The organism is Hydrogenophaga sp. PAMC20947 (assembly GCF_004795855.1).
GTDB lineage: Bacteria > Pseudomonadota > Gammaproteobacteria > Burkholderiales > Burkholderiaceae_C > Hydrogenophaga.
Map to the genome: position 1 here is coordinate 3,613,722 of NZ_CP039252.1, position 13,074 is coordinate 3,626,795.

A 13,074-nucleotide genomic window follows, 5' to 3' on the forward strand; every position below is an offset into this window, starting at 1 on the left:
ACGCAGCGGTGAAGCGTGGGGGCTCATCACATCCTGCCAGGGTTAAAAATACCCGCCGGGTCGAACTCGGCGCGCAGGCGTTGCGTGATGGTTTCGATCACCGGGCCTTGCTCATCAAAGCGGGCAACGCCGGGCGCCCCTTCGGCCCCGGCGCGGAAAAGGGTGGCATGGCCGTTGACGGCCCTGGCAGCGCTGCGCAGCTCGCTGGCAGCGGCAGCCGGCGCCCACAGCCAACGTTGCGCGCCTTGCCATTCGATCAATTGCGCATAAGGCACGTTCAACACCGGCGCGGTTTGCGGCAGTGAGAGGCGCCACAGGCAGGCTTCAGGTGAGGAGTTTTGGAAAAACGGCAATGTCTGATCTCGGCAACCCGCCCAATCGGGGCCGGCCTGGGCGTTGTCCATTCGTTGCCCATGGGCCTCTTTCACCAGGCGCTCGCTGGCCGCCTCGACCGCTGCCACCGCACCACGCAGGCGAACAAAAAGCAGCTCGGGTGCGTTGGGCTGGGTCGCATCTTTTACCCAGCAACTGGCGTTGAGCGGCAATGGCTGACCACCCCATCGGTGCAACTGTTCCAGCGCCTCGGCCTGGCCCAGCTCAAACACCAGGGTGGCCTCAGCCGGTGCCACGGGCAAGACTTTGAGCGAGATGTCGGTGATCACACCCAGTGTGCCCAGGCTGCCAGCCATGAGCCGGCTGACGTCGTAACCGGCCACGTTTTTCATGACCTGGCCCCCGAAGGTCAGCCATTCGCCTTTGCCGTTGATGAACTGCAGGCCGAGCACATAGTCGCGCACGCCGCCCACATTGGCCCGCCCAGGTCCTGCGAGCCCGGCGGCGACCACGCCACCAATGGTCGAGACGGCGCCAAATCGGGGGGCCTCGAACGGCAGGTACTGGCCCTTTTCAGCCAGCACGGCGTCCAGATCGGACAGCAGCGTTCCGGCGCGCACGGTCACCACCAGCTCGGTGGGCTCGTGGCTCACGATGCCCTGCCAGCCTTGCGTGGACAGCACTTCACCCGATGTGGGGTTGCCGTAAAAGGCCTTGGTGTCGCCCCCCACGATGCGCAAGGGGGTACGGGCGGCGGTCCCAGCCTTAACCTGATCGATCAGGGCGGCGGGTGATTCGGGGTTGGTGGCACTCATGCCGGCCATGGTAGCGGTCATGCCCGATTCCGGCGTTGAATTTTTTGCACAGGCCGCTGCAAATGCACCACGCGCGTGCCCCATGCGACCAACCCCAATCACAGGCACAAGCTCCCACCGTCAAGCCCGCGAAGGCATGTCCGTGGCGTCGAAAGCCGGGATGGCCCCACCCTATCGGGTGTAGCCCAGGCACATACCCGCGTTGGGCCGGCCTTTGCACTCCCGCTTCAGGCGCCGCTCACGCGCGGCCGGCTTCTCGCTGGAGGGTGAGTCAATGAAACGGACCGAACTGGGCAGTTGCTCGGTCGCGGCCCTGGTGCGGGTCTCGGCCTTGACCGCTGCCTTCACGGGGGCTTTCGCCGCCCAGGCAGGCCCCAGACCCAAGACGACCCCACAGCCCAACAGCAAGGCCCCAGCACGTCGCCGCACAAACAGCATGTCCATTTCATCCCCTCCCAGGCACTCTTTTGAATCGCTGCATCTTCTGCCCAAAGCCTGTGCAAGTCTGTGATGCATTCACCGCACCCTCAGCATTCCGGGAACGCCAGCCAAACGCCAGACGAAAAAGACCCCGCGGGCCTTGCGGCACCGCGGGGTCAATATCAAAAGGAGATCTGGGCAGCGGCGCGCGAGGCGCCGCTGGAGATCAACGGCTGTAAGCCGTTTCGCCGTGGGACGTGATGTCCAGACCTTCGCGCTCGGACTCTTCCGAAACACGCAGACCCACCACCATGTCGACCACTTTGTAGGCAATAAAGGCCACCACCGTCGACCACACCATGGTGATCACCACGCCTTCGGCCTGAATCAGGACCTGGCTGGCGATGGAGAAGTCGTCACCACCGGTGCCGCCCAGGCTGGGAGCCGTGAACACACCGGTCAGCAGCGCACCAAGGATACCGCCCACGCCGTGCACACCGAACACGTCCAGCGAGTCGTCAGCGCCCAGCATTTTCTTCAGGCCAGACACACCCCACAGGCAGAGGAAACCAGCCAGTGCGCCGATGATGAGGGCACCCATGGGGCCCACCGAACCGCAAGCGGGGGTGATGGCAACCAGACCGGCCACTGCGCCCGAAGCAGCGCCCAGCATCGAGGCCTTGCCTTTGTGCATGGCTTCACCCAGGCACCAGGCCAGCACCGCAGCCGAGGTGGCAAACAAGGTGTTGATGAAGGCCAGCGTTGCGCCACCGTTGGATTCCAGGTTGGAGCCGGCGTTGAAACCGAACCAGCCCACCCACAGCAGCGAAGCACCCACCATGGTCAGCGTCAGGCTGTGAGGCGCCATGGATTCTTTGCCGTAGCCGATGCGCTTGCCCACCATGTAAGCACCCACCAAGCCAGCCATGGCCGCGTTGATGTGCACCACGGTACCGCCGGCGAAGTCCAGCGCACCTTTGTCGAGCAGGTAACCACCAGCACCCCACACCATGTGGGCGATCGGCAGGTAGCTGAAGGTGAACCAGATCACCGAGAACAGCAGCACAGCGCTGAATTTCATGCGCTCGGCGAACGAGCCCACGATCAGGGCGCAGGTGATACCGGCAAAGGTGGCCTGGAAAGCAATGAAGATGAACTCGGGAATCTTCACACCTTCGGTGAAGGTGTCGGCCAGCGAGGCGGGCGTGACGCCCAGCAAGAAGGCCTTGCTGAGGTTGCCGATGATCAGGCCTTCACCGCCGAACGCCAGGCTGTAGCCGTAGACGGCCCACATCACGGAGATCAGCGAGAACACCACCATCACCTGCATCAGCACCGACAGCATGTTCTTGCTGCGAACGAGGCCGCCGTAGAACAGCGCCAGGCCGGGGATCACCATCAAGATGACCAGAATGGTGGAAACCATCATCCAGGCGGTATCGCCCTTATCGACGGTCGGTGCCGGCGCAGCGGCTTCGACGGCAACCGCCTCAACAGCCATCGCAGGCGCTTCGACAGCCGGTGCGGCAGAGGTGTCTGCCGGCGCTGCCATGGTCGCAGGAGCTTCGGTCGTGGTCTGAGCCGAGACGTTCAGGCCGCCCAGGGCCAGCCCCATGCCCAGCAGTAGAGATGCAACAAGTTTTTTCATGTCCGTGGTCTTTCTTGGGTTTCGGTGGTGGCGATCAGAGCGCTTCTTTGCCGGTTTCACCGGTGCGGATGCGAACCACTTGCTCCAGATCGGTGACGAAAATCTTGCCGTCACCGATCTTGCCGGTGCGTGCAGCGCCTTCGATCGCTTCGATCACGCGCTCGACCAGGTCGTCTGACACGGCGGCTTCTATCTTCACTTTGGGCAGAAAGTCGACCACGTATTCCGCGCCGCGGTAGAGCTCGGTGTGGCCTTTCTGGCGGCCGAAGCCTTTGACTTCGGTGACGGTGATGCCTTGCACGCCCATAGTGGACAGCGCTTCACGCACTTCGTCCAGCTTGAACGGCTTGATGACGGCTGAAACCATTTTCATGCTGTATTCCTCTTTTGCTGCTGGGCGTCTGAACCCGGGGTCGACGCCGACTGACTCGTTCGGTATCAGCCGATGAGGGCTGATACCACTGGGATGCGAACCCAGGGTGGGGTTCAAGCCCCCATCTGGATTCAATCGCTTACAACTCCAAGCACAGACCGTGCCAGGGCATGCGTGGTCGGCTGCACGCGGGTCCCGACTGCTGTCGTAAAACATCCACAAAAGTACTCAAAACCGGTTCCACCGCTTGGCTGTGCCATCATGCCGACGGGGTTGCCAAGGGCCTGCTGTCACGGGCCGCATCAACGCACCAATCGCGTGCTCTTCAGACGCCCATTGAGGCAACGAGGGCGCGCACCAAAACAGGGAGGACACCAAAATGGGTTTGTCATTGGTGCACAGCCGTGCACTGCTGGGGCTGGAAGCGCGCCCGGTTCAGGTCGAAGTGCACCTGGCCAATGGCCTGCCCAGCTTCACGCTGGTGGGCTTGGCCGACACCGAAGTCAAAGAAGCGCGCGAGCGCGTGCGCTCGGCCATTGCCAATGCGGGTCTGGATTTCCCCAGCAACAAGCGTATCACCGTCAATCTCGCCCCGGCCGATTTGCCCAAGGATTCGGGCCGTTTTGACCTGCCGATTGCCCTGGGCATCCTGGCTGCCAGCGGCCAGATCAGCGACGCTCGCATGCAAGGCTGGGAATTCGCGGGCGAGCTCTCGCTGGGCGGTGATCTGCGGCCGGTGCGCGGCTCGCTGGCCATGAGCCTGGCCCTGCACCGCGCGGCCGAAAAGGGCGGCCCCAGCCTGGAACGCACCCGTTTGGTGCTCCCACCCGGCAGCGCCGAAGAGGCTGCGCTGGTGCCCGAGGCCCAGGTCTACCGGGCCAGACACCTGCTGGACGTGGTGGCCCAGTTCCTGCCCGAAGCCAAACCGGGCGAAGCGGCCCCCATGACCAGCCCCGAAATCGAAGACAACGGCGGCTGGCAGCGCGTGTCCCCCACCCACGCCAACAACCCGCCGCAATACGCCGACCTGGCCGATGTCAAAGGCCAGGTGGCGGCCAAGCGCGCGCTGGAGATCGCTGCGGCCGGCGGGCACAGCCTGTTGATGGTCGGGCCGCCCGGCTCCGGCAAAAGCATGCTGGCCCAGCGATTCGCTGGCCTGTTGCCGCCCATGAGCACCGGCGAAGCCCTGGAATCGGCCGCTGTGGCATCGCTGGCCGGCCGCTTCAGCCTGGAGCGCTGGGCCCAGCGCCCCACCGGCGCGCCCCACCACAGTGCCAGCGCCGTGGCCCTGGTCGGCGGTGGCTCACCACCCCGCCCCGGTGAAATCTCGCTGGCCCACCACGGTGTCTTGTTCCTCGATGAATTGCCCGAGTTTCCGCGCGCTGCCCTGGAAGCCCTGCGCGAGCCTCTGGAAAGTGGCCAGATCCGCATCTCGCGCGCGGCCATGCAAAGCGAATTTCCCGCCCGCTTCCAGCTCATCGCCGCCATGAACCCCTGCCCCTGCGGTTTTCTGGGCCACCCCACCCGCTCCTGCCGCTGCTCACCCGACCAGATCAACCGCTACCAGAGCAAGCTCAGCGGCCCGCTACTCGACCGCATCGACCTGCACGTGGAAGTGCCCGCCCTGCCCCCCGACGATCTGCTGCACGGCTCCGCCGGCGAATCCACCGATGCCGTGCGCGAGCGCGTGGTCGACGCGCGAGAGCGCGCCCACGCCCGCCAGGGCCAGACCAACCAGGCCCTGAGCGGCCAGGCGCTGGACCAGCACATCCACGCCGATCCCAGTTCCCTCAAGTTTCTCAACACCACGGCAGCCCGCCTGGGCTGGAGCGCCCGCAGCACCCACAGAACCCTGCGCGTGGCCCGCACCATCGCCGACCTGGCCAAGCTCGACGAGGTGATCGTGGCGCATGTGGCCGAAGCGGTGCAGTACCGGCGGGCGTTGCGGCAAGGATGAACAACAACACCATCAACGGGCTGGAAGCCCTTGCAGCGTGAAAAGCATGGGCATGCCCAAGCACACCACGTCCCCTTGGCCCGCATGGCTCTGGCTTTGACACTCAGCGCTTGCGAAGGTCGCAGCATGCAACATACCCAAACCCGCGCCCACCGACAGCGAGCAGGTTGGTGGCCGGAAAGAAGACAGCAAGCGACGCAAACTGCGTCCAGTTCATTGCAGGATAAATCGACCTTCCTGTGAGATGCTTCTCAAAAGCAACACCCTGGTTGATCGTCGCCAACTTCCCCCGGCCGACAGCACCGGGCATGCTTGTCTACAGCTTGGGCCTCATCCCCTGGGCATATCGGAGCCCCCAACCAGCATCGGCCAAGACTTCCCCTCAACAGGACTGTAGGCTTGCTGTGGCCCTAGGGCATTCCAGTGGTCTGCGCACCATGGATCGGTACCGTGCAACATGGCAAATCGATTTGTACTGGCTGGCGGTATCGGGCTTGCTGTATGTGTGGGCGGTCGTGTGAGCCCACCGTTCATGGCCCACAGGAATTGTTCGGGGCTGGAAAGCGGCAGGGCCAACGCGGTCAATTGGCCATGCGGGCCCGCCGCTCAGCGTCCATCTTGCGATACGAAACACAGATGGCATCGTTCACATTGGCCGGCTGCCGGCAGGCATCGATGCGGCAAAAATCGCGCGCAATCATATTGGTTTCAGTGGCACAGGTTTGCGCAACCGTTTTCACCGGGTTGGGCGCTGCGGGGACTGGTGGTGGCTGAACCGGGGCCACTGCAACGGGTGCAGGTGGTGGAACCGCGGTGGCGGCAACCGCGGCTTCTTTGGCGGCCAACGTGCGGGCTTCCTGCACGCGCTGGCGCTCGGCGATGCGGGCGGCACGGGTGCGGGCCAGCGCGGCCACGCGATCGGCCTCTTTGCGCTCGTCTCGCGCCCGGACTTCATCCACAGCCTGGTTCAACTGGTTCACCGCTGGCGCGGAGTCTGATTCTGGCGGGACAGGCTCCACGGCCAAGGCCGAGGCAACAGGGAGAGGCTCCACCACAGGGGCTTGAACCGACGGCTGGGCGATCGAATCGGGTGATGGGCGTGCCCCCTCAGCCACGGGCTCCGATGGTGAGGCAGAGCTGAAAGCGCCCGACCACCAGGCGGCAGCAACGGCCAGCAAAAGAACCCCGCCGACCAGCGCACCCCATGGGCGCTTCGCCCGCGAGACTGGCGCCGTGGCGCCGTCAACAGAAGGCGCGTCGCTCAATGCGGCGGCTTCTTTAGCCAAATCCTTGCGGCGCCGGCCCAGTGGAGCCCCACAGGCCAGGCAACTCAGTGAACGCCGCGGATTGGGCGCCTTGCACGCAGGACAAGGCCGTGTGGATTTTTTCTGGCCCGGAACGCCCATCGAAGAGCCCAATCCCGGCTCTTCGGCCACTGTTTCAGGCTCTTCGACCACGGTGACGGCCACCAATGACCGCGTACACCCGCGACAAAACCGGGCCCTGTCCCGATTTTCAGCCCCGCACTCACCACAAACAACCATGCTTCACCCGCAACTCACAAATTGAAAGGCGTTCTACCACGGCGACAGGGTCCCGCCCAGCCCCAGCAGCGCGAGCGGCAACCAGCGAGAGCCCGAAGGTGCCGCCAAGGCACCACACGCAGAAGCATCCATGGTCTCAGCAGCAGCCCCACCCACCGTCAGATTACAAGCCGGTGCCCAACCAGCGCCGAAGTTCACTCTCGGCCACACCACTGCGCGCGGCCAAATCCTGGGCTTGATCGTCGCCGACTTTGCCCACGTTGAAATAGGTGCTCTGCGGATGGCTGATGTAGAAGCCGCTCACGCTGGCCGCGGGCGTCATGGCCAGGCTTTCGGTCAGGGCCATGCCAATGTCGTCGCAACCCAGCAACTGGAACATCGCGCGCTTGACCGAATGGTCGGGGCAGGCCGGATAACCCGGCGCCGGGCGAACGCCCTGGTACTTTTCCTTGATCAGCTCTTCGTTGCTCAAGCCCTCTTCGGCCGCGTAGCCCCAGAGATCGGTGCGCACTTTCCGGTGCAGGCACTCGGCAAAGGCCTCGGCCAGGCGATCGGCCAGGGATTTGAACAAAATGGCGTTGTAGTCGTCGTGGGCTTCGAGAAACTGCTTTTCTTTCTTCTCCACGCCCAGACCGGCGGTCACCGCGAACAGGCCCACGTAATCGTCGCCCTGCCCCTTAGGCGCGACAAAATCGGCCAGGCAACGGCTGGGACGCATGACAGGCTGTCCATCCGGGCCGTCGATGGCCTGCTTTTCGGTCTGCTGGCGCAGGCCGTACCAGGTCAGCGCTGTCTCGCTTCGGCCCTCGTCGGTGTAGAGCGTGATGTCGTCATCGTTCACCGTGTTGGCCGGGTACAGGCCGATCACGCCATTGGCGCTGAGCCAACGGCCTTCGATGATCTTCTTGAGCATGGCCTGCGCGTCGGCAAACACTTTGGTGGCCTGCTCGCCCACCACCTCGTCTTCAAGGATGGCGGGGTAGGGGCCGGCCAGATCCCATGTCTGAAAGAACGGGCCCCAGTCGATGTATTTCGCAAGTTCGGCAAGATCAAAATTTTTGAACACCCGCTTGCCGATGAACTTCGGTTTCACCGGCTGGTAGGTGTGCCAATCGATTGGCGTCTTGTTGGCACGGGCCCTGTCGAGCGACCACATCGGCACCTGCTTCTTGTTGGCGTGTTGCGTGCGAACCCGCTCGTAATCGGCGTTGAGCTCGGCGATGTATTGAACCCGGTTGTCGCCGATCAGGCTCTGGGCCACGCTCACGCTGCGCGAGGCATCGGGCACATAAACCACGGGGCCTTCATAGTGCTGAGCGATCTTCACCGCCGTGTGCACGCGGCTGGTGGTGGCGCCGCCGATGAGCAGCGGAATCTTGGCGTCGCGGAAATGCGCATCTTTCTGCATCTCACCGGCCACGTACTGCATCTCTTCCAGGCTGGGTGTGATCAGGCCCGACAGGCCCACGATGTCGGCACCCTCTTCTTTCGCCTTCGCCAGAATTTCGTGGCAGGGCACCATCACACCCATGTTCACCACCTCGAAATTGTTGCACTGGAGCACGACGGTGACGATGTTCTTGCCGATGTCGTGCACATCCCCTTTGACGGTGGCGATCACGATTTTTCCCCTCGCCTTCACGTCCTCGCCCGCTGCCGCCTGCGCGGCCTTCTCGGCTTCGATGTAGGGCAGCAGGTGGGCCACGGCCTGCTTCATCACGCGTGCGCTCTTGACCACCTGCGGCAAGAACATCTTGCCCTGGCCAAACAGGTCCCCGACCACGTTCATGCCGTCCATCAAAGGGCCTTCAATCACGTTGATCGGTCGCCCGCCATCCGCGTGAATCAGCTGCCACATCTCTTCTGTGTCTTCGGTGATGAACTCGTTCATGCCGCGCACCAGCGCGTGCTTCAAACGGTCACGGATCGGCAGGGCGCGCCATTCGTTTTTCTTGCTGTCGTCCTTGGCCATGCCCTTGGCGTTTTCGGCCACGTCCACCAGTCGCTCACCCGCGTCGGGCCGGCGGTTGAGCACCACGTCTTCCACGCGCTCGCGCAGCTCGGGCTCCAGCTCGTCGTACACGCCGACCATGCCGGCATTGACGATGCCCATGTCCATGCCGGCCTGGACCGCGTGGTACAGGAAAACCGTGTGGATGGCCTCGCGCACCGGGTCGTTGCCACGGAAGCTGAACGACACGTTGGACACGCCGCCGCTCACTTTGGCGCCGGGCAGGTTTTGCTTGATCCAGCGCGTGGCATTGATGAAGTCGACGGCGTAGTTGTTGTGCTCATCAATGCCGGTGGCGATGGCAAAGATGTTGGGGTCGAAGATGATGTCTTCTGGCGGGAACCCCACTTCGTCGACCAGCATCCGGTAAGCCCGTTCGCAAATTTCGATCTTGCGCTCGTAGGTGTCGGCCTGGCCTTTTTCATCAAAGGCCATCACCACGGCGGCGGCGCCGTAGCGCTTGACCAGGCGCGCTTGCCGCTTGAATTCGTCGACACCTTCCTTCATGCTGATGGAGTTGACAACGCCCTTGCCCTGGATGCAGCGCAGGCCGGCCTCGATCACTTCCCATTTCGAGCTGTCCACCATGACCGGAACACGCGCAATGTCGGGCTCGCCGGCGATCAGGTTGAGAAAACGCACCATGGCCGCCTTGCTGTCGAGCATGGCCTCGTCCATGTTGATGTCGATGATCTGCGCGCCGTTGTCTACTTGCTGCCGCGCCACGGCCAGTGCCTGCTCGTAGTCGCCGTTCAGGATCATTCGGGCGAAGGCTTTGGAGCCTGTGACGTTGGTGCGTTCGCCGACGTTCACAAACAAACTGGTTTCACCAATGCGCACGGGCTCCAGACCCGACAACAACATGGGGGGGACGGAAACTGAGGCGGAACGGGAAACGTCAGACATGGGGGCTCACCAGGGTTTTGAACATTGACTGGTGAGCGCCGTTGAAGCCGGATGTTCCGGCGGGGACGCATCGCGTCCCGGTGACCCAAGCCTGACAACCGGCAAAGCCCCGTTGGTCGGGGACAGTGGCCGGCGCTGCAGCGCTCCTTGAGTGTGGCGTGATTTTAACGGTTGCCTTCCGATTTGTCTGGCGCCCCGCCCCTCACGCCCACCATCCCCCTGAAGTCAAATCCATACAGCCATCCCAAGGCGGCTAACACAAGAGCCGGCACCACATCCCGGTTTGCAACTTAGCAACGGTGTGAATATTCACCAAGCTGGTGTCAGCCTGACCAAGGTGTCCTTGTGCACACTGGCGGTTTTCCGAGGGAGGAACATCGGCCATGACCCGATCGTTGTTGAACCGTTTGCCTGACATCCTGGCGCGCGCCGCAGTGCGCTCCAGCGAAGCCCTGCACGCGCTCGGCGTGAAGCCTGGCCAACCCGCAACGGATTGGCTGCCATTTCGGTCCCCCAGCGCCTGCGCCTGGAGTCCGCCGGACGGCGAGTCCACCCGCCTGCAAACGGGTCACGATCTGGCCTTGCTGCTGAACAGCCTCATTGCCAGCCCTCAGCGGCCATCACTTCGTGGTCAGGTGGGTTTCCTGTGGCTTCGGGCCACACCCAGCCAACCTTTGACCGACGCAAGAGGAGCCCCAACGGGCGCGCTCTCCTCCGGCAACCTTGCGCTGGGCCAGTCCTGGCTCAGCGACCTTGCACTGCGCCTCTTCGTGGCCCGCGAATTGCTGGCACCGTCGGCCCTGTTGACGTTGACGCCCACCATCGACCTGGGGCCTTGCATCCCCCTGATGCTGAAAACCGTGCTGGGCTGCGAGCCGTTCCGGATGACCAGCGGCGGCCCCGACGGCAACCCGGTTGTCTTGGCCTGCCGCACCTCTTCAGCGCACGGCCAGCGCCCGGCCACACTCCCACGGCACCAGATCCCTACGCTGATCCAATGCTTGCGAGACACCCCGATCACCGGACGCACCGCGCTGGTCATGCGCCCGGAGCCTGGCATCCTGGGTTTGCAGCCCGCGTGGTGGGGTGACTGGCTCCTCACCGATCCGGACCCGGCCGCGATCCACGCCCTGCGCAACCGGTTGAACCATCAAACCTGGGCTTCGCCGCCCCGCCTCGGTACCAGAGGCGCTCGGGAACCTGCTGCGGCCTGGGGCTGACGCCCAACCTGATCTGCACACCCCGGGGCGGGACTGGACCTCGGGGCTTCTGCACCACCGACGCACATGCGAGGCAAAGGCGCCAAGCTCCAGGGGCCGGCTTCGGAGCCGGCGAGGGGGTCGAACATGCAGTCTTTCTCGACCCGATTCCAGCCGCCGGCGCTCAGGTGCGCCAAGGGCTTGGGAACAAGGTAGACCTGGACTGAGTGGAAATTCAGGTCCACAGTCTTTCCGGCCCACTGGCGCAGTTTGGCGAAGATGCCGCGCAGGTTCAGGCTGTGCGCTGTGCCGGTGGCCCTTTCCAGACTGGATCGGCTCAGGGACAAAATCAAAAAATTTGAACCTCTGAACCTGTGATGCAGCCAGCGAATCAAGTTTGGGCACTGGTTTACGGGTGGGGAATCCCTTCGATTGGGCACTCTTCAGTGCCGATCATGGGTCGCGTGATGGCCTCGACAGCCGACCGCGTGCCATCCGGGTCGTTCACCCAGTTCCGATAAAAATCAAAGGGGCAAACGGCGACACCTTTGTCGCCATCATGCGAGTTGATTACACCGGTATAGCCGCGGTGCAACAGCTTGAACAAATGATTTTCACTCTGCCCGTTCTTGCGGAAGTCGCGAATCAGGCTCTTGGAGAGGGCCGCGTACTGCACACCGTTTTCCTCCTCGCCGCACTCACCCAGGGTGCGGCCATCAAAACCGATGACTGCGCTGTGACCGAAGTAGCTGTACACGCCGTCGAAGCCGGCAGCGTTGGCGACAGCCACGTAAGTGTTGTTGGCAAAGGCCATGGCTTTGCTGATCAGGATCTGCTGCTCTTTGGCCGGGTACATATAGCCTTGGCAGCGAACAATGAGTTCTGCGCCCTTCATGGCACAGTCGCGCCAGATCTCCGGGTAATTGCCATCATCGCAAATGATGAGGCTGATCTTCAATCCCTTGGGCCCTTCGCTCACATAGGTGGTATCGCCAGGGTACCAGCCCTCAATGGGCACCCACGGGATGATCTTGCGGTATTTCTGAACGATCTCTCCCTGATCGTTCATCAAGATCAATGTGTTGTAGGGTGCTTTATTGGGGTGCTCTTCGTGCTGCTCTCCGGTCAGCGAAAACACGCCCCAAACCTTGGCCTTGCGGCAGGCTGCAGCAAAAATTTCGGTCTCGGCACCGGGCACGGTCGTCGCTGTCTCGTACATCTCCTGGCTGTCGTACATGATGCCGTGGGTGCTGTACTCGGGGAAAATCACCAGATCCATGCCGGGCAAACCCGACTTCATGCCAATCACCATGTCGGCAATCTTGCGTGCGTTGTCGAGCACTTCGGCTTTGGAATGCAACCGTGGCATCTTGTAATTAACCACGGCCACACCGACAGTGTCATGGCTGCTTGAAATGTCGCCGTGAATCATGGCAGTTTCCCTTTATCTATGTGAATTACGCGGGCGTTTCAACCCCGAAAGCGGCGGTGGCGCAGAGCGCGCGACCGCTCTGAAAGCCTAGTGGCTGATCATCCAGGGCCGCTTGCCTGGAAAGGCCTTGGCGCCATTGGGCGCCGTCACCGTGGCCTTGCTGCGCCCGGTGCTGCAGCAGCCACAACCGGGGGGATGGCGCAATCGCTGGTAGTCGCGTGAGCTTTGGGGCTCGTGACGCGCGCGCTCGTTGGTTGCCATGGCCGTGCGGGTACTGCCATTCATGAGGGCGAGGCGGGGCGCGGTGGCGAAGACGCGTGGAGAAGCACCCGCACAGTCAGGGCATGCTGCGGGCACATTGCGCTCGGCCAAAGTCCTGAAAGCGTCAAAGCCACCGCAACTGGGGCATTCATAGTCGTAAGTAGGCATGGCGGAC

Annotated in this window: 10 protein-coding genes; 2 read left to right on the forward strand and 8 right to left on the reverse strand. The window is 63.2% G+C overall.

The window, feature by feature from the left end; translation table 11 throughout:
- Positions 1 to 26: 26 nt before the first annotated feature.
- The 4 genes from glcE to glnK form a co-directional block, all read right to left on the reverse strand.
- Positions 27 to 1,169 (reverse strand): glycolate oxidase subunit GlcE, encoded by a 1,143-nt coding sequence (gene glcE / locus E5678_RS16540; RefSeq protein WP_247596806.1) that lies wholly within the window; start codon positions 1,167 to 1,169, stop codon positions 27 to 29.
- A 150-nt stretch (positions 1,170 to 1,319) separates the two neighbouring features.
- Positions 1,320 to 1,592 (reverse strand): hypothetical protein, encoded by a 273-nt coding sequence (locus E5678_RS16545; RefSeq protein WP_136179540.1) that lies wholly within the window; start codon positions 1,590 to 1,592, stop codon positions 1,320 to 1,322.
- A 202-nt stretch (positions 1,593 to 1,794) separates the two neighbouring features.
- Positions 1,795 to 3,216, reverse strand: a complete 1,422-nt coding sequence (locus E5678_RS16550; RefSeq protein WP_136179541.1) for an ammonium transporter — start codon at positions 3,214 to 3,216, stop codon at positions 1,795 to 1,797.
- A 34-nt stretch (positions 3,217 to 3,250) separates the two neighbouring features.
- Positions 3,251 to 3,589 carry a P-II family nitrogen regulator gene (gene glnK, locus E5678_RS16555; protein WP_136179542.1) on the reverse strand — a complete coding sequence of 113 codons (339 nt, stop codon included), beginning with the start codon at positions 3,587 to 3,589 and terminating at the stop codon, positions 3,251 to 3,253.
- A gap of 379 nt (positions 3,590 to 3,968) precedes the next feature.
- Between glnK and E5678_RS16560 the strand changes: the two genes are divergently transcribed.
- A complete protein-coding gene (locus tag E5678_RS16560) occupies positions 3,969 to 5,546 on the forward strand; it encodes a YifB family Mg chelatase-like AAA ATPase (RefSeq protein WP_136179543.1) in 1,578 nt (525 codons plus the stop codon).
- Positions 5,547 to 6,127: 581 nt separating this feature from the next.
- On the opposite strand, the gene E5678_RS16565 is transcribed toward E5678_RS16560, so the two are convergent.
- Positions 6,128 to 6,832, reverse strand: coding sequence for a hypothetical protein (locus E5678_RS16565; protein ID WP_247596807.1), 705 nt, complete (start codon positions 6,830 to 6,832; stop codon positions 6,128 to 6,130).
- Between the two features lie 421 nt (positions 6,833 to 7,253).
- Positions 7,254 to 9,965 carry a methionine synthase gene (gene metH, locus E5678_RS16570; protein ID WP_247597044.1) on the reverse strand — a complete coding sequence of 904 codons (2,712 nt, stop codon included), beginning with the start codon at positions 9,963 to 9,965 and terminating at the stop codon, positions 7,254 to 7,256.
- 425 nt (positions 9,966 to 10,390) lie between these two features.
- On the opposite strand from metH, the gene E5678_RS16575 reads away from it, so the two are divergent.
- On the forward strand, positions 10,391 to 11,227 hold the full coding sequence (locus E5678_RS16575) for a hypothetical protein (protein ID WP_136179546.1): 837 nt from the start codon (positions 10,391 to 10,393) through the stop codon (positions 11,225 to 11,227).
- Positions 11,228 to 11,615: 388 nt separating this feature from the next.
- Here the strand turns inward: E5678_RS16575 and E5678_RS16580 are convergent, their stop codons facing one another.
- Both E5678_RS16580 and E5678_RS16585 read right to left on the reverse strand, forming a co-directional pair.
- Positions 11,616 to 12,638, reverse strand: coding sequence for an aliphatic amidase (locus E5678_RS16580; RefSeq protein ID WP_136179547.1), 1,023 nt, complete (start codon positions 12,636 to 12,638; stop codon positions 11,616 to 11,618).
- An 87-nt stretch (positions 12,639 to 12,725) separates the two neighbouring features.
- Positions 12,726 to 13,067, reverse strand: a complete 342-nt coding sequence (locus E5678_RS16585; RefSeq protein ID WP_136179548.1) for a zinc ribbon domain-containing protein — start codon at positions 13,065 to 13,067, stop codon at positions 12,726 to 12,728.
- Positions 13,068 to 13,074: the final 7 nt, after the last annotated feature.